Genomic DNA, 21,488 nt, shown 5'->3' on the forward strand with positions numbered 1-21,488 from the left:
GGAGTTTTTTTATTTTTTATTATTAGAGTGTCTTAATGAAATGACTTATTTACAAACTCTCTTTATGCTACTGGAGTTATTATTTTTATATAGATTATTTTTAATTATTTTCTATGTGCAAATTAATTCAATGGTTTTTTATTCATATATATTTAATTTTTTCTTCTACTATTATTTATATAGTATTCTTCCACAGTTGTCGCAATAAACTATTTCTTTTGCTATGTTTAGTTTATCTAAAGTTTGGGAAGATACTTTCATGCTACAGCCTAAGCATACGCCATTTTTAACTTTAGATATAGCAGTTTCTCCTTTTTCACATTGTATTCTTTTAAATTCTTTTAATAAAAGTTTATCTATACTTTTTTCTAATTTTTCTATGTCTTCTTTAGATTTTTTAATGTCTTCTTTTGCTTTGTTAATTTTATTAATGCTTTCTTCTTTAAAATTATTAAAACTATCTCTTAATTTTTCAAGCTCTTTTCTTAAAACTTTTTTATCATTCTCTATTTTTTCGTATTTTTCTAATATTTTTATTTCTTTACTTTCTATTTCATTTAATTCTAATTTGCTTTTTTTTATTCTTTCTTGAAGACTTTTTATTAGTTTAAAATCACTACCTGCATTATTATATAAGTTGTATTCATCTTCTTTTAATTTTTGGTTTAGTTCGTTTTCTTTTTCGTTTATGGTTTCATATAAACTTTTCATGCTTTTTAGTTCTTTTTCTATTTCTTTATATTTTTTCTTTTTTTCTTCAAATTCTATTTTTAATTTTTTTAATAATTGTATACAATAATTATCCTTTAATACTTTATTACATTTTATAATTTTATTGTAGTTTTCTTGAATTTTTAATAATTCATTAATATACATAATTTCCCCTCCAATAATATTTTTATATAAAAAAATAGAAATAAGCTATTTAAAAGCCTATTTCTATTTATATTTATAAGGTGTTTTACATGTTTTAGACATAATTACAGAATTGTCAAATCCCATTAATTTTAATGTATTTTCTAATAATTTTCCTATTACAATTAATGCAGGCCATTCTGTTTCAAAGTGACCAGCATCAATAACTGCTATGCCTTCTTCATTGCAATCGCTGATAAAATGATATGTAGTGTCACCGGTTATAATACATTGTGCTCCTAATTTTTTAGCCTTTTTTATGTACTCTTCACCACTTCCATTAATTACAGCTACTTTATTTATTTTCATATTATCTCTTCCACAATATCTTAAATAGTCTAGTTGAAGTTTGCATTTTATATTTTCGCATATTTCTTCTAGTGTTAAAGTTTTATGTAATGGTGCTATTCTTCCTATACCTGCCTTTTTAGAATCGTTACTTAATGGAGAATATTCTATTATGCTAGCAGTTTCTAAGTCTAATATTTTCATAATAATATCATTTATTCCCCCACTAATGGAGTCTAAGTTAGTATGACTTGAATAAACATTTATATCATTTTTAATTAATTTTAATATTTTTCTTCCCAATAAAGTCTCAGTAGTTATAGAATTGGGCTTATTAAATAATAACGGATGATGTGTAAGTATAAAATTACAGTGTTTTTCTTTAGCTTCCTCTATTACTTCTAAAGTACAATCTAAAGCTACTAAAATAGAGCTTACTTCTGCTTCAGAATCTCCTATCATAAGTCCTACATTATCGTAATTTTCTTTATACTTTAAAGGTGCTAATTTTTCCATTATTTTTTCTATATCATTAACTTTTAAAGACATTTTACTAACAGCTCCTTTAATTTTTGAATATTACAATTGATTTCTTTTTTTCTATTTGAAGCTAACTTTGTATCTTCTTTTATAAATTCAAGAATTTTATTATATTTATTTATCTTTTCATTTATGTATTCTTTTAAAAGAGGATGCTTCTTTTTTAAAAGAGTATCACTTATTTCATAATATATATCATCTTTTTCTCTTTTATTTGTATTGTACTTTACTTTTATTATCTCATAAAACTTATTTTCGTCAATACATAGTTCCTCATCCAATATGTCAAATCCTTTTTCATAAATATATTTTCTTAACACTTCAGGATTTTGTACTGGTTGTAGTACTGCAAAATCAAAATGTTTAAATATATCTATTCTTTCTTCTATTATATCTTTTATTAAATTTCCGCCCATACCTGCTATAATTACTCCTTGGGCTTCTTTTATTTTTAATGTATTTAATCCTGAACCTAATCTACATTCTATGCTTTTTTCTAAATAATTGTTATTTATGTTTCTCATCGCCTTTTCTAAAGGCAATTTATTTATATCTGAAGCTATAGATTTAATACATATATTATTTTTTAGTAAATAAACGGGTATGTAACCATGATCTGTTCCTATATCAGCACAACAATAGCATTTATCCACCATTAATGCTATCTTTTCTAGCCTTAAACTTATTTCCATATTTTACTTCTCCATTCTAATAATTTATCCAAATACACTAATAATTCTTATTTGCATTATCAAAAATGCTACTGCTATAAATAAAGATATGTATATATATTTGTAAGCAGACCGTCTGTCATATTTAGAATAAAAATAGGAAGTATAGTACATACAAAACAATATTGCTGCATTAAGCACTCCATAGAAAAATTGTTTAAATGCAAATTGTTTTCCTGTGCCAAATTTACTTGGATTAAAAGAATGTTCAAAAGCAAGGGGCATTCTTGCAGGTAATTTGTCAAATATATATAAGAAAAAAGGTATTAAAGTTTGCATTGCTATAATTACTGTTATTATGAAAAAAGGTATTATAAATCTTTTATCTTTATTCAAATTTGTGTTTTTAGTTGGCTTGTATTCCCAGTCTATAGTAGAAATTCCTTTTTTATTTAAATAATTTTCAAATTTATTAAAATCCTGAGGGGATAGCCCATAGCTCATATCTCCGGCTTTTATATATATAATATTTTTACTTGAAGTAACAAACATATTAATAAGCCCTAGTTCTTTAATTAAAGATTTGCCTAAAGCAAAATTATCTCTTCCATAACCAGAAATTCTAATGCCTTTTAATTTTCCACTATATTTTTTATATCCTTCTATATTATTGAAATATATTTTAATATTTCTTAAGCCAAATATTCCTTTAATATATAAATTATCTTCATCTAAATAATAAGTTAAACTAATAGCTAATAGAATATAATAAAGTTGATATATATTAAAAATTATTAAAGTCAAATTTATTAATTTTGATAGTTCATAGGAATTCACCAAATAAAATAGTGCTAAAAGGAAAATATCTAAAACCACAGTTATAAGTATAATATTAATTACCCCTTTGCACTTTATGGGCTTATATGTTTCCATACCATCACCTTCCCTTAAAATATTATATCATATTAGTAAAACTTAAAAAACTAGAATATTAGTTAAATGAATTTTGATTCAATTAAAGAAAAAAGCACCAACTTTTCATGGTGCTAATCTAAATAATCTTTTAATTTTTTGCTTCTACTTGGATGTCTTAGCTTTCTTAGAGCTTTAGCTTCTATTTGTCTTATTCTCTCTCTTGTAACATTAAATTCTTTTCCTACTTCTTCTAAAGTTCTAGCTCTTCCATCATCTAAACCAAATCTAAGTCTAAGTACTTTTTCTTCTCTTGGGGTTAACGTATCTAAAACATTTATAAGTTGTTCTTTAAGCATTGTAAAAGCTGCTGCTTCTGCTGGAGCTGGTGCTTCATCGTCAGGTATAAAATCCCCTAAATGGCTATCTTCTTCTTCACCTATAGGAGTCTCTAAAGAAACAGGTTCTTGGGCTATTTTCATTATTTCTCTCACTTTATCTACAGGCATATCCATGTGTTTTGCTACTTCTTCTGGATGAGGCTCTCTTCCAAGCTCTTGCAGTAGCTGTCTTGAAACTCTTATGAGCTTATTAATTGTCTCTACCATATGCACTGGTATTCTTATTGTTCTTGCTTGATCCGCTATAGCCCTTGTAATAGCCTGCCTTATCCACCATGTAGCATAAGTACTAAACTTATATCCCTTTCTATAATCAAACTTTTCAACAGCTTTAATCAATCCTAAATTTCCTTCTTGTATAAGATCTAAAAATAACATTCCTCTTCCTACATATCTTTTAGCTATACTAACTACTAATCTTAAATTAGCTTCTGCCAATTTCTTTTTAGCTAATATCTCTCCTGCTTCTATTCTTTTAGCTAATTCTATTTCTTCTTCTGCTTTAAGTAATGGAACTTTTCCTATTTCCTTTAAATACATTCTAACAGGGTCATCTATAGCAACACCTTCTGGCACAGATAAATCTATTTCTTCCTCTTCTTCTTTTTCTTCATCTATACCTTGCATATCCCCTGCTACTTCAATGCCCATTGATTCTAAAATTTCATATATTTTTTCTATTTGTTCAGGACTTAAATCTACATCTTGTAATTCATCCATTATTTCTTTATATGTCAAAGTACCTTTTTTCTTTCCTGTTTCTATAAGTTTTTTTACTATCTGCATTTTTTCACTTTTATTTTTAGATTTAGCTTTAGTATTCTTTTTTGCCTTCATTTTCTCTTATACCTCCCTTCACTTATTTACTTCTCTAGCTTTTTTCTTATTTCAATAAGCTGTTGTGCCAATTTTATGGATTCTTTTATTTTTCCCTCTAATTCATATTGCTTAATTTTATTCATAATTTCTTTTTTCGACTCCTCTAATTTAAATTTTTTTATTTCAATTAAGTATTCATCAATAGTATTTTTAGCATTCTCTTCATCATATATTAAATTTAAAGCTAATATATTGCTCCATTCTCTTAAATCATTTAAATCTGTAAGATTTGATTCAATTTTCATTCTTATTTCCTTATGGTTTATATATTTATTTTCAATTATATATTTATAAATTTTATTGTGACTTTCTAAAATTAAAGTATCTTCTTGTATTTTATCAATTGCATATTTAAGAGCTTCTTTATCTTTTAATATTAATTTTAACAATCCTCTTTCTGCTTTTAAATAAGAAGGCTCTAAGTATAAATTTTGTCCAGAATAACCTTGTATATTCATATTTCCATGTTTTTTAGCATTTTTTCTCATTTTATTCTTTATTGCTTCATAAATAAATTTTTCTGGTATATCTATTTCTTCAGAAACCTTTTTAGTATATACTGCCCTTTCAATAGAATCTAAGTCTTTTAATACTTCTGCTGCATTTTCTATATATTTTACTTTCATTTCATAGTTATTTATAATATCTAATCCATCTTTTGCCTTATTTAATCTATAATCTACTAAAGGTACAGCCTCTTTTATAAGCATATTAAAAGCTTCCTTGCCATTGCTTTTAATAAAATCATCTGGATCCTTTCCTTCAGGTATTATTAACACTTTTACATTAAATCCTTGTTTTTTTAAAACATCAAGACCTCTTAATGTAGCTGTTTCGCCAGCAAAATCTGCATCATAAGCTATTATTACATTATCTGCATATCTTCTTAAAAGCCTAGATTGCCTTTCAGTAAGAGCAGTTCCTAAAGACGCTACTACATTGGTAAACCCCTCTTGATGAAGAGATATACAATCCATATATCCTTCTACTATTATAAAAGTATCTAGTTTGTTATTTTTTATAGAAAAATTTAATCCATATAAATTTATTCCTTTTTTAAATATTACTGTTTCTGGGGAATTTAAATATTTAGGTTTAGAATCATCTAATACCCTTCCACCAAAGCCTATTACTCTTCCTCTGTAATCAAATACAGGAAATATGACTCGATTTCTAAATCTATCATAAAATGTTCCTTTAGGACTTTTAGTAATAATCCCTGCTGAAATCATATCTAGTTCTGAATAACCTCTAAGTTTCAAGTAATTTAAAATACCATTCCAACTATCCAGTGCATATCCAAGTCCAAATTTTTTTATAGTTTTTTGACTTATTCCTCTATCTAAAAAATAATTCATTGCTTTTTTATTTTTTTGTAAGTTTTTAAAAAAATATCTTGCTGCTTCTACATTTATAGCATATACCTTATCCTTTATTGAAATCTTTTGTGTATTTTTATTGCTATTATCTTCTACATCTATATTTACTCTATTTGCTAGTATTTTAACTGCTTCAGGAAAAGATACTCTTCTAGTTTTCATAACAAAAGTAATAACATTTCCTGCTTCACCGCAACCAAAACATTTATATATCTGTTTAGTAGATGATACACTAAAAGATGGTGTTTTTTCATTATGAAAAGGACATAAGCCAAAATAATTACGTCCACTTCTTTTTAGTCTTACACTTTCTGAAATAACACTTACTATGTCATTTTGTTCTATAACATTTTGAATTACATCTTCAGGTATCAATAAAATACCCCACCTAACTTAATATTTTTTAACTGCCGCAACTTAATTCATATTCGACATTAAATTTTATATTCCTTCTTCAATTTTAATTTTTTTTAACAATATTTTTTAAGATACTATATATATTCTTTATAAATGTTAAATATCCTTCAAAGTTTAGACTTTATTTTTTATAAAGGTTTACGTATAATGTTTTTTATAAAAAATTACTGATTTATTTATGCTCTTTAGTAAATAATCAATTTAGGCACATAAATTTCATTAAATAAAAATAAACAATAATCATCACTCATACCTGATATATAATCTGCTACTCCTTGATAAAGCCCCTCTTGTATTACTATATGTCTATAAAATTCAGGCATTTTTTCTGAATTATTTAAAAAATATTTAAATACCTGTTTTAAAACAAATTTTGCCTTTTTTCTTTCAGGCTTTAATTGTTCACCTTTATATATTCTTTCAAACATAAACTCTCTTAATTCATATAAAGCCTGCTCTATATCCTTGCTTAGAGAAACTTTTATTATACCTTTTTTTATATTTTCTAAAGTATTGTATACACAATCTTTAACTAAAGTATCTATTCTTTCACTATGGCTTTTTCCTAATATATCTACAATACTTTTAGGTATGTGCTCTTCTTTTAAAAGAGATGCCCTTATAGAATCATCAATATCATGATTTACATAAGCTATTTTATCACTGTATCTAACTACTTGCCCTTCTAAAGTTGCTGCTGTCTTACATTGTCTTGAAAAACCACTATGATACAATATTCCATTTAATACTTCCCATGTAAGATTTAGACCTTTCCCTTGCTTTTCAATTCTAGTTAAAACTCTTATGCTATTTTTATTGTGTTTAAAGCCTTCCGGTAGCAATTCATTTAAAACTTCTTCTCCATTATGAGCAAAAGCTACATGCCCTATATCATGCCCTAAAGCAATTGCTTCTATTAAGTCTTCATTTAGCCCTATTCCCCTACCTATAGTTTTAGCTATCTGTGTTACCTCTAGTGTATGAGTAAGTCTAGTTCTATAATGATCTCCAAAAGTTTTTATATATACTTGTGTTTTGTGTTTTAATCTTCTAAAAGATTTACTGTGAATAATTCTATCCCTATCTACCATAAAGCAAGTTCTAATTTCATCTTTATTTTCTTTTAACACTCTCCCTTTAGATTTTATAGAAAAACTTGCATAAGGCATTAAATTTACTTTTTCCCTATTTTCTATATTTTCTCTAATATTCACCAAAATCACCTTTCACAAATTAAAATTTAAAAACAATATATAAACAAAACAAGTAAATTATTTTATATATTATTTATGTATTCTATATATTAGTTTAAACTCCTTTTTTTAAGTTTAAATGTATATTATTAAAACTTTTTTAATATCATATAGAGAAACAAATTTTAAGGAGTGTTATTATGCCTTCTGGGGCTGATTTATATACCTCAATTTTATTATCTGAAGAAAATGTCAAAAAATACGTTTTACCAGCATATAATTTAGAAGATTCAGAAATTTCTCAAATAAAATTTAAAAACACAGAAAAACAAAGGGCTGTTTATAAAATTACAAATAAAAATAAATACTATTGCTTAAAAAAAGTTTACTTTGGACTAGAAGAACTACTTTTCGTTTATTCTGCTTTAGAATGGTTCTTTAGACATGAAATTAATGTTCCTAAAATACTTCCTACTACAGATGGAAACAGATATGTATTTTATAATAATATGTTATTTATGTTAACACCCTGGGTAGAAGGAGAAAAATGCAATTATGACAATTTATTTGATATGTTAAAAGCTAGTCATAATTTAGGTAATATGCATAAGTTAGGAAAAAACTTTAAACCTATAGAAGGAAGTGCTTTAAGAAAAGATTTTAATAATATTTATAATTCCATGAATAGAAGACTTGAAAAATTTTTATTTTCTTATAATTCTGCTTCTAAACACAATGATAAATTTTCTAGATTTTTTTTAGATAATTTTGATAATAACTTAAATTTAGCACAAATAGCATTAACTGTATCTTCTAATATAAACCATAATAATTTAAGTAAGTCCCTTTGTCATTTAGACTATGTGAACAAAAATCTTATAATTGATATTTATGACAATATATGGGTTATAGACTTTGACAAATGTAAATTAGATTATTGTGCTCATGATATATCTTACTTTTTAAGAAGATATATGCGAAGAAATAAAACAAAATGGAATGTAAATTTTGCTATAAGTTGTCTGGAATCTTATGAAAATGCATATACCCTTAATATTGATGATTATAAATATATTTTGGTTTATTTAAGTTTCCCACAAAAATTTTGGAAGATATCTAAAGACTATTATAATAATATAGATAAATGCAATAAAAAAGCTTTTTTAAAATTAATTATAAATTCTAACAAAAATATAAAATACAAATTAGACTTTATTAATTTTTTTATAGATTATATAGAAGATAAATTTAAGTGTAAAATTATATAAGGATAAGTTGTTTTAAAAAATATACCCCCTTGCAAAAGCAAGGGGATTTAGTATATATATATTATCTAGGATTTTTTACTTGAGCTTGAGCAGCCGCAAGTCTAGCTATAGGTACTCTAAATGGTGAACAAGATACATATTGTAATCCTACATTGTGGAAGAATTCAACTGAAGAAGGGTCTCCTCCATGTTCTCCACATATTCCTAATTTTATATCTGGTCTTGCACTCTTTCCAAGTTTAACAGCCATATCTACTAATTTTCCTACACCAGTTTGGTCTAATTTTTGGAAAGGATCAAAATCATATATCTTTTTATCATAATAATCTGCTAAGAACTTTCCAGCATCATCTCTAGAGAAACCAAAAGTCATTTGAGTTAAATCATTAGTTCCAAAGGAGAAGAATTCCGCTTCTTTAGCTATTTCATCAGCAGTAAGTGTTGCTCTTGGTATTTCTATCATAGTACCTACTAAGTATTTCATTTCTATATTTGATTCTTTTATTATTTCATCTGCAACTCTTGTAACTATATCTTTTATATATTTAAATTCTTTAATTTCTCCTACTAGAGGAATCATTATTTCTGGAACTATATTATATCCTTTTCTTTTCTTTACATCTATAGCAGCTTCTATTATAGCTCTTGTTTGCATTTCTGCTATTTCAGGATAGGATACAGTAAGTCTACATCCTCTATGTCCCATCATAGGGTTAAATTCTTGTAGTGAAGCTATAACTGCTTGTACTTCTTCAAAAGTTATTTCTAATTCTTTTGCTAATTGTTCTATATCTTCCTTATCCTTTGGTAAGAATTCATGTAGTGGTGGATCTAAAAATCTTATTGTAGCTGGTCTTTCTTCCATAGCTTCATAAATTCCTATAAAGTCTTCTCTTTGCATTGGAAGAAGTTTTGCTAAAGCTTTTTCTCTTTGTTCTTTATTATTTGATAATATCATTTCTCTTACGGCTGGAATTCTATCTTCTGCAAAGAACATATGCTCAGTTCTGCAAAGACCTATTCCTTGTGCTCCAAATAAAACAGCTTGTTTTGCATCTTTTGGAGTATCCGCATTAGTTCTAACTTTTAAACTTCTTATATTGTCTGCCCAATCCATGAAAGTTTCAAAATATCCTGATATTTGTGGTTCTACAGTTTTAATAGCTTTTCCATATACTTTTCCTGTACTTCCATCTAGAGAAATATAATCTCCTTCTTTGTATACTTTTCCTTGTACCTTAAATAATTTTTCTTCCTCATTTACATCTAATTTGCTACAACCTGCTACACAGCATTTTCCCATACCTCTAGCTACAACTGCTGCGTGAGATGTCATTCCTCCTCTAGCTGTAAGTATTCCTTCTGCAGATACCATTCCTTCTATATCTTCTGGTGATGTTTCAAGTCTTACTAATATAACCTTTTCCCCTTTATCATGATGTGCTTTAGCTTCTTCAGCAGTAAAATATATTTTACCATAAGCAGCACCAGGAGAGGCAGGAAGTCCTTCTGCTATAACTTCTGCTTCTTTTAGTTCTTTTTCATCAAAATTTGGATGTAATAAAGTATCTAATTGTTTAGGTTCAACTTTTAATATAGCTTCTTCTTTAGTGATTAATCCTTCTTCAACCATATCTACTGCAATTTTTAAAGCTGCTTGAGCTGTTCTTTTTCCATTTCTAGTTTGTAAGAAATATAACTTTCCTTGTTCTATAGTAAATTCCATATCTTGCATATCTTTATAATGATTTTCTAATTTTTTAGCTATTGACATAAATTCTTCATAGCATTCTGGTAATTCTTCTTTTAATTTTTTTATAGGTTGAGGTGTTCTTATACCAGCAACAACATCTTCTCCTTGAGCATTAATTAAATATTCTCCAAATATCTTATTTTCTCCATTAGCTGGGTTTCTTGTAAACGCAACACCTGTGCCAGATGTATTTCCCATATTACCAAATACCATGGATTGAACATTAACAGCAGTTCCCCAATCCCCTGGAATATCATTTAATCTTCTATAAACATTAGCTCTTGGATTGTCCCATGATCTAAATACAGCAGTAACTGCTTCTATTAATTGTTCTTTTGGATCTTGTGGAAAATCCTTTCCTATTTCTTCTAAGTATATTTTTTTAAATTTAACTACTATGTCCTTTAAATCTTCTGTGTCTAAATCTGTATCATATTTTACATTTTTGCTATTTTTAGCTTCATCTAATACATTTTCAAATTTTCTTTTATCTATTTCCATAACAACATCAGAAAACATTTGTATGAATCTTCTATAAGAGTCATATGCAAATCTTTCGTTATTTGTTAATTTAGCCACAGATTTAACTGTTTCATCATTTAATCCTAAGTTAAGTATAGTATCCATCATTCCTGGCATTGAAACTCTAGCTCCAGATCTTACAGATACAAGTAGTGGATTTTCTTTGCTTCCAAACTTCTTTCCTGTTATTTCTTCTATTTTAGCTAAGTTTGTATAAATTGATTCTATCATACTATCAGATAGTTTTTTTCCATCTTCATAGTATTTTGTACAAGCTTCTGTAGTAACTGTAAATCCTTGAGGAACTGGAATACCTAAATTAGTCATTTCTGCAAGATTAGCTCCCTTTCCTCCTAGGAGATTTCTCATACCTGCATTACCTTCACTAAATAAATATACATACTTTTTCTCCATTTTAAAAAAACAACCCCTTTATATAACTAAATTTTATTTATCCATTTTCGCCTAGCCTAACAAATAATCTTGTAATATTTGTTTTTGACACTTTTCCTATTATTTTAAAAGATTCTTTATTATCTTTAAAAACTTTTTCAACTACAGGAAGGCTATCTACCTCATGTTCTATAATTTTTTTTGCTATAGTATATGCATTATCATCTTTTCCTACGTATACTATATTTGGCATTCTTGTCATTATAACTCCTACAGGTACTTTATGAGTATCTGTTCCTCCCATAGCTATTTTCAGAAAATCTTTTCTAGAGACAGCACCTACTAGAAAATTATCATTTTCTATAAATAGTGTGCCTACATCATTTAAAAATAAATTTACTATGGCATCGTAAACTGTAGTTTCTTCATTGACTACTACTGGTTTTGACATTATATCTTTTGCTTTTATTTTTCTTATATAATCATATATTAAACTATAAGAGGGCTTTTGAGAGTATATATATCCAACTTTAGGTTTAGCATCTAATATCCCTGTCATAGTAAGTATTGCTAAATCTGGTCTTAAAGCTGCTCTAGTAAGATTTAATTTTGAAGCTATTTCCTTACTTGTTATAGGCTCATTTTCTTTTACTAATCTTATTATCTCCTCTTGTCTTGGTGATAGCTTTATTTTTCTCACCCTCTTTCATCAATATTATATAATGGTATTATACCACTATATTTAAATAAATAGTATAGCACTTTTAAGCTATTTTGCTTAATTTTATACAACATTTCTCTTATTAATATGCGTATACTTTTTTTTTCACTACATTTCTTTATTTTTTTATATTAAAAAGCCAGCAGTTAATTATCCGCTGGCAAAATTTCTATTTTTGGGTTTAAATAGAAAAAGTATGTGCTTTCTTAAATTTAGTTCGAATAATATAGTAATTTATTCTTCATTTTCTTCAGTATTGTTATTTTTTTTAGAATCCATGTCATCAAAATTTACAGTATATTTAAATGCATTTTCTTCATCAAATTTTTGATTTTGTTGATTTTGATTTTCAAATTTGTCTTTAATATCCTTTGCCTTTTCTTTTACATCATTTACTGTATTTTTAATTATTTTATTAACTACTTCTACAGAACCATCTTCTTTTGTTATTTCTATTGTTAATTTAGTAACTATAGCAGTTAATACTCCTATGGCTATTAAAGGTGGCCATATTAAAGCTGTTAAAGTAGCTGCTACTCCTGCATTTATTGGTATATCTACTATTAATCTATTATCTTTTTTTATTCTTATTCTGTTTACATTTCCCTTTTTAACAATATCTTTAAGCCAATTTATAAACTCATCTTTTGTAGCGTATAAGTTTTCCATTCCTGATTTTTTATTTTGTTCTATATATATTAAAGCATCTACTACATTACCATTGCAAACCTCTAAAGCTTCTTTAGCTTCTGAATAATTTACTCCTGTTCTTTCTCTAATAATATCAATTTTTTCTAAATTAATTTCATTCATATTTTTCTCCTCCTTCTAAACAATTTAATAATTTAAGACTTTTTGGCTTTCTAAAGTAATTTTCAGATATAAAAATATATAATACTTTATAAATTTCATTTTTTACTTCTTTAGATAAGGATACTCTATAAACCCTCTCTAAAGGCACTTTATTTAAAAACTTCAATGCATTGTAAGCTGCATAACTTATTTTAATACCATTTATCCTTTTGCAACTTTCACAAACTCCTCCTAAATAATTAGTATTTATATAATTAGAAGAATTTATATATTTTTTACAAATACAACAGTTATTAAGATTTAATCCATAGCCTGTAGCCTTTAAAATTTTTACTTCAAAGGCCCTAATTAATACTTCTATATCTACTGCTTTATTTTTAATTAAATAAAAAGCTGTAACTAGTTGTCTAAATACATATATATTGGGTTCTTCTTCTTGAAGACATATATCTATTAATTCACATAAATAAGAAGCATATGTAATAGTATTAAAATCTCTTAAAAGTTCTTGAAAAGAATCTATAATTTGGCATTCACTTATGCTATATAAACTTTTTCCTTTATAAAGAACATATTCTCCAAAACAAAAATTTAAAGTAGAAGATAGAAATTTACTTCTATTTTTTTTAGCTCCTTTTGCTATGGTAGATATTCTCCCTAATTTTTCAGAAAAGAGCCAAACTAATTTATCTGATTCTTTATAGTCTTGAGTCTTTATAACTACAGCTCTTGTCTTTATTATACCCAGAAAATCATCCCCAAACACTAAAAATTAATAAAATATTCTTTAATTATTATACACCTATTTTATTATAATATTTATTTATATCCAAATTCTTTTAAATTATTAAAATTATCTCTCCAGTCTTTTCTAACCTTTACCCATACTTGTAAATTTACTTTATTCATTAAAAACTTTTCCATATCTTGTCTAGCACGGGTAGAAATTCTTTTTAGCATTTCTCCATTTTTTCCTATTATTATTCCTTTATGAGACTCTTTTTCACATATTATATCTGCATTTATGTTATATATGCCTTTTTCATTCTTTTTCATAGATATTATATCTACAGCAATTCCATGCGGAACTTCTTGAGATAAAAATCTCAATGCCTTTTCTCTTAATATTTCTCCTATTATAAATCTTTCCTGTTGATCTATTATCATTTCTTCAGGGTAATACTGAGGACCTTCTGGTATATATTTTATCATAAGCTCTAAAAGTGTATTTACATTTTTACCTTTTATAGCTGACATAGGAATATATTCAGCAAAATCATATATTTGTGAATATTTTTCTAAAGTTTGTGCAGTTACTTCTGGTTTATATTCATCTATTTTATTTACCACTAAAAATACTGGTATATCTGTATTCTTTAATTGTTCTAATATAAATTGGTCTCCTCTTCCCACTTCTTTAGAAGGATTAGTAATAAATATTATTAAATCTACTTCTTTTATTGATTGTTCTGCAATTTTTACCATGTACTCTCCCAATTTATGCTTTGGTTTATGTATTCCTGGTGTGTCCACAAATATTAATTGATATTCATCTTTTTTAGTTAATATAGTTTGTATATTGTTTCTAGTAGTTTGTGGTTTGCTAGAAACTATAGATAGTTTTTCTCCCATTATTTTATTTAAAAGTGTTGATTTACCTACATTCGGTCTTCCGATTATTGTTATAAACCCTGATTTCATACATCATACTCCTTATTTTAAATCTTTTTTTGTAAATGCTTGCGGTAAAATATCTTCTAAAGTTTTTATTATATATTCATTTTTACTTTTTACAATTATTATTTCCATATTCTTTAAAGCAAATTCACTTATTACTTGCCTACATATACCACAAGGATAAGTAAAATATTCACTATTACCTACTATGGCTATTGCTTTTATTTTTCTATATCCTTCTGATACCGCTTTAAATATAGCAGTTCTTTCTGCACAATTAGTAGCTCCATAAGAAGCATTTTCTATATTGCAACCACTATATATATTATTGTCTTCTGTAAGTACTGCTGCTCCTACATTGAATTTTGAATAGGGTGCATAAGCTCTATCCTTAGCCTTTATAGCCTCTAATATAAGCTTATCATACTTCAATTAAAAATCTCCCTTCAAATTACACATTTAATACTATGTAATTTAATGTAATATTATTAAAATATTATTTTATATACCATTTATAACTGTAAATAAATTATACCATTTATTTTACTTAATGCAATAATGTAATTTTAAATTTATTTTTAATATTATCCAAAAATCTTAAAAAGAAAAATTGTTAAAAATGTACCTAATAATCCTCCTGCTAAAACTTCTAATATAGAATGTACTTCAGAATCTACTCTGCTTTGTGCTACAATAATTGCCATTACATAACTTAATATTATAACTAGTGGGTCTTCGGAAATTAATGCTATACTTGTAGCTATAGAAAATCCTATAGTGCTATGACCACTTGGCATTCCTCCTTTTAAAGGAGTTCCTTCCCCATATATAGCTTTTATTATTATGGTAACTATGCTTACAATAGCTAATATTAAAAATATAGTATAAGTGTTGGTTTCCTTAACTTTAGATATTAACATAAAATTAACATATTTTAATTTATCCCAAAATATTATATACCCCACTACTATAGCGTTAACAGCTGTCATTAATACTCCTCCAGCTGCCGCGTTTTTAGCTATTTTAGCTAAAGGATGATAGTAATTTGTAGTAGCATCTATGGTAAATTCAATAGCTGTATTTATAAGTTCTGTTGCAATTACTAAAGTTATCGTTATTGTTATTGTTAGCACTTCTACTTTTGTTAAATCATAAAAAAAACATGCCGTTAAAACTAAGAGAGCTACTACCATGTGTATACGCATATTTCTCTGAGTTCTAACCGCATATATAATTCCTTCTAAAGCATAATTAAAGCTATCTAAAAATTTTTTAACTTCCTTCATATGATTCACCTCAAATTGAAAGGTTTATTAAGTGAATAGTTTTTATCTATTCACTTAATAATTTTACCTAGTTATATTAAAATTTTCTAGTATATTTTCTTCTCTTTTTCTCATTAATTCTTTTTCACTTTCTATAATATGGTCATATCCTAATAAATGTAGTATAGAATGAATTGTAAGATAGCATACTTCTCTTATAAAAGAATGACCAAATTCTTCACTTTGGGCTAATGCTTTTTCCAAAGAAATAGCTATATCTCCTAGTACAAGCTTTCCATTATTTAAATCTACATCTTTAAATTTATAATCTTTATATACTTCTTTATATACCCTTCCTGAAGGATATTCCAGCATAGGAAAAGATAATACATCTGTTTCTTTATGGATGCCTCTATATTCTCTATTTATTTCTTTTATTTCATTATTATCTATAAAAACAACACTTATTTCACATTCTATTTTTACTTCTTCTTCTTTTAAAGCATAATTAATTATATTTATTATCGTATCTTTTAATTCTTGGGTAACTTCAATTTTATTCTGTCTATTACCTATGAAAATCATTTTTTATCCTCTTTTCTTTTTTTGTTATTCCATTTATCTTCTGGATATTCTATTCTTTGATGATATATACCATTTAAAACTTTTAAAAATGCTTTTCTTATTTTATTTATATCTTTTAATGTTAAATCACAATTATCAAGTTGTCCCTCATCTAACCTACTTTTTATTATGTTATTTACCATTTCTTCTATTTTTCCTTTAGTAGGAGAATTTATAGACCTTACTGCTGCTTCTACACCATCTGCTAACATAACTATAGCTGCTTCTTTTGTAGAAGGCACCGGCCCGGGATACTTAAAATCATCTTCTCTTATATCTTCTGGTCTTTCAGCGGAATTCTTCATAGTAATGTAAAAATACTTTACTAAAGAAGTTCCATGGTGTTGTTGTATTACATCTATTACTACTTTAGGTATCTTATATTCCTTAGCTAATTCAACTCCATCTTTTACATGAGAAGTTATTATTAAAGTACTCAAGTTAGGAGTTATTTTATTGTGAGGATTTTCACTTCCCATTTGATTTTCTTTGAAAAAATAAGGTCTTTTAACTTTTCCTATATCATGATAATAAGAAGATACTCTTGCAAGTACAGAATTTCCTCCTACTTCATCTGCTGCTACTTCTGCTAAATTTCCAACTAATATGCTGTGATGATAAGTACCTGGTGCTTCCATTAATAATTTTTTTAATAAAGGGTTATTAGGATTAGAAAGCTCCAATAATTTAACTGTAGTAACTATATCAAATGCATTTTCAAAGAATGGTAAAAAACCTATAGTAAATATACCTGACATTATACTTCCTGTAAAAGCAAAAGCTCCCTTTTTAGCTATATCCAATACATTATTAGTTAGTAAAAATCCCGATGAAAAAATTAATATTATGTTTATTAATGCAATGTATATAGAAGAATATAAAATATCATTTCTTTGTTGCATCTTTTTCAATATATTAGCTCCTATAATAGTATTTAAAATAGCTAATATGGTAATTTCTACATTAAATCCTACTGCACTACTTATAAGTATACAATTAATTAAACTTATATTTAAAGAAATTTTATCATTTATAAGTAATGTTCCCAACATAGGAGTACAAGCTAATGGAATTAAAAAAGGCGATATTATATTAAATATTCTAGCTAATACCAAAGATATTCCTGTAATAACTCCTATAAGTATAAGTTTTCCTATATCATTGTACACATCTTTATAACTCCTATATAAATACATCCACTGCAAGCTCATTACTAATAATACGAAACATGCTAAACTAAAGTAAATATACCACTCTGAACTTTCATTGCTATTTAAAAGTCCTAAGCTTTTAAGCACTTCTATTTGAGATTTTGTAACCGGTTCTCCTTCTTTTACTATTATTTGATCTTTTTTTATCATAACAGGAGCTTTTTTCATTGCTTCCTGTCTTAACTCCTCTGTCTTTTCTTTATCATAAAAAAAGTTTGGTTTTATTTGAGAATATCCTATATTTAAAGCTAGTTCTCTTAAATACTTAGGAAGTCCAGAAGTATTTACACTTAACATTATACTCTCTTGTGCCTTCTTCACATCTTCTAAATTGCTACTTTGACTATTATCACTTATGTTATTGTTATCGTATAATTCCGACATAGTTTTAACTAAAAAATTTTGTAGTAACTTTAAATTTTCTTTATCCAAATTTATTAATTCTATATAATCATCATCAGGTAACTTTATATAATTTTCATTTTTTAGTTTTTGTATTTTTTCTTTTTTGCTAATATTAAAATTTTTTATTTCATCTATTTTAGTAAAAAACTCATTAATATTTCTTATAACATCTGTCTTAATTTCTATTTTTTTATTATATTGAATTGGCACTGTTTCTACTGATTGCTGTATTCTAGTATTAGTAGCTATTTCATCTTTAACTTCTCTAGGAGCTTTTATATCTATTTTAGCTATATCTCCCTCTTTTATATTGTACTTTTTAGTAACTATAGAAGTTATTATTACAGAATATATAAAAATAAAAATCAATATAAAAGTTATTATTCTTTTTGTCCGTTGTTCTTTAATAAAATCTTTTATTATAGTTTTTTTTATCATAAAAATACCACCTTTTGCCCTATAAAATAATATAAGTAACTATTCTATTTTACTTGGCATTGCAATGTTTTCTTCTGCTACTACTAAAATTCTTACATTATAGTAGTCATTTTTACAAGGTTTATAATCAACTATTTTATCTACTACTTTTACAGATTTATCAAAATTAGAAGTTATTTTATCATAAAGTTCATTACTTGTTTTTTCTACTAATTTATTTATATCTTTATTATAATAAGTTTCTTTAACTTCATAATATATATCTTTTCCTATACAGTATTTATTATTTTCTATTCTATCATATTTATCAAATTTATTTTTATTCTTTTTAATATAAAACTTTTTATTTTTAAATTTAATATATATATTTTCTAACTTTTTGCCAGTTTTCTGCCTCTTTACAGCTTTATTATTTACTTCTTTTATTTCCTCGTAAAAAGTTCTGCCAATTACGTTTCCCTTAGCATGTACCAAATAACTCATTTCTTCTTTCCCTTCTTCTCCTTTTACCAAAACTTGCCCCTTTTTAATTATATCACCTGGTTTAACTACAGAAGTTCCTGCAGTAGTATATATTCGTATAACTTCTGCATCTCTTTTAGCAATTAAATCACAAGGAGTATCCTGAGAAATTATTTCTGGAGGTGACTGCCTTTCTGCTGCTTTTATTTTTAACTTCGCCCCCTCTATCCTAGCTCTTACCCACATTATAGAATCATTATTTCTAATTAAATCTTCTTCTATATTATAAACATTTATTTGTTTTTTTCTTACACCTGGTTTTATTCCATAACTCATAAGCTGTTGTCTTATTTCATAAGGAGATATAGTTCTTTCAGAAGATATATCTATTACCCATATAAAAGTAGATAAGTAATATATAATACTTATAAATACTATCAATCCTAATACTAGAGCTACTCTTCTTTTAGCTTTAATTATAAGAAATGATAATCCTCTTCTTTTTAATATTTTTATTTTTACTCCTATAGATTTTGCTATCTTATCTATTTTATCATAATCTTTTAATTTTGCACTAAACACTATAGTGGTTATACTCTTTTTAACTAGGTTTTTTATATGCACATTGTTTTTCCATAATAAATTTATAAATCTTTCCGGGATTAAACTTTGGGCTTCTATAATAACAATTCCTTTTTTAAATTTCTTTAAACTCACCCTAATCATCCCCTTCATATACTAAAGATTTAAATTTTCCACTTAATGTTATTGTACTTCCGCCCATAAATAATATTTCAAAGTTTTTTCCATATATAGATACTAATCCTACATTGGAATTAATTTTTATTTCATTTGTTTCAAATAGTATTACTCCTTTGTGATTTTCTATAGTTATTTCATTATTTCCAGTTACTGTTATTTTAGGCAAGTTCAATATTACATCTCTGGGTAAGTCCAATTTATTTGCAGCAACTTCCTTTGTATTATAAAATTTTTCATCCATATTTTCACCTCATAAAACTTTTCTTCATATTAATTTATGAATATAAGTATGAATTAATTACAAAATATGGACTTAAATTAAAAAATAAAAGAGGTTGAAAATCAACCTCTTTATTTATTCAAATATTCTTTAACTATTTGACTTACAAGTTTTCCATCTGCCCTACCTTTTACTTTAGGCATAACAGCAGACATAACTTTTCCCATGTCTTTAATACTATTTGCACCTACTTCATAAGCTGCTTTAGAAACTATTTCTGACACTTCTTCTTTAGTTAACTGCTGAGGAAGGTAACTCAACAAAATATCTATTTCAGCTTTTTCTTTATCTATTAAGTCTTGTCTATTGCCTTTTTCAAATTCACATATAGAATCTCTTTTTTGCTTGATTTCCTTAGATAATATTCCTATTACCTCATCATCATCAAGCACTCTTCCGTCAGTCTTTTCCACTAACAATATTGCTGACCTAGCCATACTAATAGTATTGGCTTTAAATTTGTCTTTCGCCTTTAAAGCTTGCTTCCAATCTTCTTGCAGTTTTTCTTTAAGGGCCATTACTTAAGTACCTTCTTTCAAAATAATTATTTTTTAAAATATTAAATTTAATATTTATTTAAACTTTCTCTTTCTTGCAGCTTCGGATTTCTTTTTTCTTTTAACACTAGGTTTTTCATAGTGTTCTCTTTTTCTAACTTCTGAAAGAACTCCGGATCTTGCACATTTTCTTTTAAATCTTCTTAATGCACTTTCTAAGCTTTCATTTTCTCCAACTTTTATTTCTGACATTTAATTCTCCCTCCCTCCGCTAGCTCGATTTAATTTTTAATAAAATTAAATGCAGCTAAGTAGGCTTATAGTACATAGGTAATTATACAATACTAATTTAGAAACTGTCAATAACTTCATTAAAGGCTATTTGTGTTTTATAATTTTTTTTAGCCTGGTGGCCACTGTAATACCCTTCCTCCTAACAGGTGGAAGTGTATATGATTAACTGTTTGACCACCATCTTCTCCGCAATTAGTTACTATTCTATATCCTTTTTCATCTATTTTAAATTCTTTTACAAGTTTTTTAGCTATCATAAACACATGAGCTATAATATTTTCATCTTCTTGTTTTAATTCATTTAAATTACTTATGTGTTTCTTAGGTATTATCAGCACATGTACAGGAGCTTCTGGACTTATATCTTTAAAAGCGTATACTATATCATCTTCATAAACTTTTTCACTTGGTATTTCTCCTTTAACTATTTTGCAAAATATACAATCTGACATAACATCACCTCCTTATGTATATAATTCAACAAATATTTTATTTTTCCTTCTTCTAT

General features: G+C 26.3%; 22 protein-coding genes. 1 reads left to right on the forward strand and 21 read right to left on the reverse strand.

Annotated features, from left to right (window positions below; all coding sequences use genetic code 11):
• Positions 1-171: 171 nt before the first annotated feature.
• The 7 genes from CLOACE_RS01765 to CLOACE_RS01795 form a co-directional block, all read right to left on the reverse strand.
• Entirely contained in the window at positions 172-876 is a 705-nt protein-coding gene (locus CLOACE_RS01765) for a zinc ribbon domain-containing protein (protein WP_070109328.1), read from the reverse strand.
• 63 nt (positions 877-939) lie between these two features.
• Positions 940-1,752 carry a Nif3-like dinuclear metal center hexameric protein gene (locus CLOACE_RS01770; protein WP_070109329.1) on the reverse strand — a complete coding sequence of 271 codons (813 nt, stop codon included), beginning with the start codon at positions 1,750-1,752 and terminating at the stop codon, positions 940-942.
• Entirely contained in the window at positions 1,743-2,435 is a 693-nt protein-coding gene (locus tag CLOACE_RS01775; RefSeq protein ID WP_070109330.1) for a tRNA (adenine(22)-N(1))-methyltransferase, read from the reverse strand. The genes CLOACE_RS01770 and CLOACE_RS01775 overlap by 10 nt, the downstream gene beginning before the upstream one ends.
• A 24-nt stretch (positions 2,436-2,459) precedes the next feature.
• Positions 2,460-3,347 carry a PH domain-containing protein gene (locus CLOACE_RS01780; protein ID WP_070109331.1) on the reverse strand — a complete coding sequence of 296 codons (888 nt, stop codon included), beginning with the start codon at positions 3,345-3,347 and terminating at the stop codon, positions 2,460-2,462.
• 113 nt (positions 3,348-3,460) lie between these two features.
• Complete coding sequence (gene rpoD / locus CLOACE_RS01785) at positions 3,461-4,564, reverse strand: RNA polymerase sigma factor RpoD (RefSeq protein WP_070109332.1); 1,104 nt, start codon at positions 4,562-4,564, stop codon at positions 3,461-3,463.
• Between the two features lie 26 nt (positions 4,565-4,590).
• Positions 4,591-6,360 (reverse strand): DNA primase, encoded by a 1,770-nt coding sequence (dnaG, locus tag CLOACE_RS01790; RefSeq protein ID WP_070109333.1) that lies wholly within the window; start codon positions 6,358-6,360, stop codon positions 4,591-4,593.
• A 227-nt stretch (positions 6,361-6,587) separates the two neighbouring features.
• On the reverse strand, positions 6,588-7,616 hold the full coding sequence (locus CLOACE_RS01795) for a deoxyguanosinetriphosphate triphosphohydrolase (RefSeq protein ID WP_070109334.1): 1,029 nt from the start codon (positions 7,614-7,616) through the stop codon (positions 6,588-6,590).
• 179 nt (positions 7,617-7,795) lie between these two features.
• On the opposite strand from CLOACE_RS01795, the gene CLOACE_RS01800 reads away from it, so the two are divergent.
• Positions 7,796-8,863: a CotS family spore coat protein gene (locus tag CLOACE_RS01800; protein ID WP_070109335.1), complete on the forward strand. Its 1,068-nt coding sequence runs from the start codon at positions 7,796-7,798 to the stop codon at positions 8,861-8,863.
• A gap of 61 nt (positions 8,864-8,924) precedes the next feature.
• Here the strand turns inward: CLOACE_RS01800 and ppdK are convergent, their stop codons facing one another.
• The 14 genes from ppdK to CLOACE_RS01870 all read right to left on the reverse strand — a co-directional run bounded on the left by ppdK (position 8,925) and on the right by CLOACE_RS01870 (position 21,432).
• On the reverse strand, positions 8,925-11,552 hold the full coding sequence (gene ppdK, locus CLOACE_RS01805; RefSeq protein WP_070109336.1) for a pyruvate, phosphate dikinase: 2,628 nt from the start codon (positions 11,550-11,552) through the stop codon (positions 8,925-8,927).
• Positions 11,553-11,589: 37 nt separating this feature from the next.
• Positions 11,590-12,231, reverse strand: coding sequence for a transcriptional regulator CcpN (gene ccpN, locus CLOACE_RS01810; protein ID WP_070109337.1), 642 nt, complete (start codon positions 12,229-12,231; stop codon positions 11,590-11,592).
• A 255-nt stretch (positions 12,232-12,486) separates the two neighbouring features.
• Entirely contained in the window at positions 12,487-13,065 is a 579-nt protein-coding gene (locus tag CLOACE_RS01815; RefSeq protein ID WP_070109338.1) for a DUF4342 domain-containing protein, read from the reverse strand.
• On the reverse strand, positions 13,058-13,831 hold the full coding sequence (gene recO / locus CLOACE_RS01820; protein WP_070109339.1) for a DNA repair protein RecO: 774 nt from the start codon (positions 13,829-13,831) through the stop codon (positions 13,058-13,060). Before recO ends, CLOACE_RS01815 begins: the two co-directional genes overlap by 8 nt.
• Positions 13,832-13,884: 53 nt before the next feature.
• Positions 13,885-14,766: a GTPase Era gene (gene era / locus CLOACE_RS01825; protein WP_070109340.1), complete on the reverse strand. Its 882-nt coding sequence runs from the start codon at positions 14,764-14,766 to the stop codon at positions 13,885-13,887.
• Positions 14,767-14,778: 12 nt separating this feature from the next.
• Entirely contained in the window at positions 14,779-15,174 is a 396-nt protein-coding gene (locus CLOACE_RS01830) for a cytidine deaminase (protein ID WP_070109341.1), read from the reverse strand.
• A 152-nt stretch (positions 15,175-15,326) separates the two neighbouring features.
• Positions 15,327-16,028: a diacylglycerol kinase gene (locus tag CLOACE_RS01835; protein WP_070109342.1), complete on the reverse strand. Its 702-nt coding sequence runs from the start codon at positions 16,026-16,028 to the stop codon at positions 15,327-15,329.
• 63 nt (positions 16,029-16,091) lie between these two features.
• Complete coding sequence (gene ybeY, locus CLOACE_RS01840) at positions 16,092-16,592, reverse strand: rRNA maturation RNase YbeY (RefSeq protein WP_070109343.1); 501 nt, start codon at positions 16,590-16,592, stop codon at positions 16,092-16,094.
• A complete protein-coding gene (locus CLOACE_RS01845) occupies positions 16,589-18,682 on the reverse strand; it encodes an HD family phosphohydrolase (RefSeq protein ID WP_070109416.1) in 2,094 nt (697 codons plus the stop codon). Before CLOACE_RS01845 ends, ybeY begins: the two co-directional genes overlap by 4 nt.
• A 42-nt stretch (positions 18,683-18,724) precedes the next feature.
• Positions 18,725-19,864 (reverse strand): sporulation protein YqfD, encoded by a 1,140-nt coding sequence (gene yqfD, locus CLOACE_RS01850; RefSeq protein ID WP_175429422.1) that lies wholly within the window; start codon positions 19,862-19,864, stop codon positions 18,725-18,727.
• Between the two features lies 1 nt (position 19,865).
• Entirely contained in the window at positions 19,866-20,150 is a 285-nt protein-coding gene (gene yqfC, locus CLOACE_RS01855) for a sporulation protein YqfC (RefSeq protein ID WP_070109345.1), read from the reverse strand.
• Between the two features lie 110 nt (positions 20,151-20,260).
• Positions 20,261-20,707, reverse strand: coding sequence for a GatB/YqeY domain-containing protein (locus tag CLOACE_RS01860; RefSeq protein ID WP_070109346.1), 447 nt, complete (start codon positions 20,705-20,707; stop codon positions 20,261-20,263).
• 54 nt (positions 20,708-20,761) lie between these two features.
• Entirely contained in the window at positions 20,762-20,938 is a 177-nt protein-coding gene (gene rpsU / locus CLOACE_RS01865) for a 30S ribosomal protein S21 (protein ID WP_070109347.1), read from the reverse strand.
• Between the two features lie 149 nt (positions 20,939-21,087).
• Positions 21,088-21,432, reverse strand: coding sequence for a histidine triad nucleotide-binding protein (locus tag CLOACE_RS01870; protein ID WP_070109348.1), 345 nt, complete (start codon positions 21,430-21,432; stop codon positions 21,088-21,090).
• Positions 21,433-21,488 lie beyond the last annotated feature (56 nt).

Origin of the sequence: Clostridium acetireducens DSM 10703, assembly GCF_001758365.1 — a bacterium.
Taxonomy (GTDB): Bacteria; Bacillota; Clostridia; order Clostridiales; family Clostridiaceae; genus Clostridium_C; species Clostridium_C acetireducens.

Excerpts from the sequence above, each read along its gene's own strand:
- CLOACE_RS01765 (WP_070109328.1), bottom strand. The coding sequence starts at position 876 with ATGTATATTAATGAATTATTAAAAATTCAAGAAAACTACAATAAAATT.
- CLOACE_RS01770 (WP_070109329.1), bottom strand. The coding sequence starts at position 1,752 with ATGTCTTTAAAAGTTAATGATATAGAAAAAATAATGGAAAAATTAGCA.
- CLOACE_RS01775 (WP_070109330.1), bottom strand. The coding sequence starts at position 2,435 with ATGGAAATAAGTTTAAGGCTAGAAAAGATAGCATTAATGGTGGATAAA.
- CLOACE_RS01780 (WP_070109331.1), bottom strand. The coding sequence starts at position 3,347 with ATGGAAACATATAAGCCCATAAAGTGCAAAGGGGTAATTAATATTATA.
- rpoD (WP_070109332.1), bottom strand. The coding sequence starts at position 4,564 with ATGAAGGCAAAAAAGAATACTAAAGCTAAATCTAAAAATAAAAGTGAA.
- CLOACE_RS01800 (WP_070109335.1), top strand. The coding sequence starts at position 7,796 with ATGCCTTCTGGGGCTGATTTATATACCTCAATTTTATTATCTGAAGAA.
- ppdK (WP_070109336.1), bottom strand. The coding sequence starts at position 11,552 with ATGGAGAAAAAGTATGTATATTTATTTAGTGAAGGTAATGCAGGTATG.
- CLOACE_RS01815 (WP_070109338.1), bottom strand. The coding sequence starts at position 13,065 with ATGAATGAAATTAATTTAGAAAAAATTGATATTATTAGAGAAAGAACA.
- era (WP_070109340.1), bottom strand. The coding sequence starts at position 14,766 with ATGAAATCAGGGTTTATAACAATAATCGGAAGACCGAATGTAGGTAAA.
- CLOACE_RS01835 (WP_070109342.1), bottom strand. The coding sequence starts at position 16,028 with ATGAAGGAAGTTAAAAAATTTTTAGATAGCTTTAATTATGCTTTAGAA.
- ybeY (WP_070109343.1), bottom strand. The coding sequence starts at position 16,592 with ATGATTTTCATAGGTAATAGACAGAATAAAATTGAAGTTACCCAAGAA.
- yqfC (WP_070109345.1), bottom strand. The coding sequence starts at position 20,150 with ATGGATGAAAAATTTTATAATACAAAGGAAGTTGCTGCAAATAAATTG.
- CLOACE_RS01860 (WP_070109346.1), bottom strand. The coding sequence starts at position 20,707 with ATGGCCCTTAAAGAAAAACTGCAAGAAGATTGGAAGCAAGCTTTAAAG.
- rpsU (WP_070109347.1), bottom strand. The coding sequence starts at position 20,938 with ATGTCAGAAATAAAAGTTGGAGAAAATGAAAGCTTAGAAAGTGCATTA.
- CLOACE_RS01870 (WP_070109348.1), bottom strand. The coding sequence starts at position 21,432 with ATGTCAGATTGTATATTTTGCAAAATAGTTAAAGGAGAAATACCAAGT.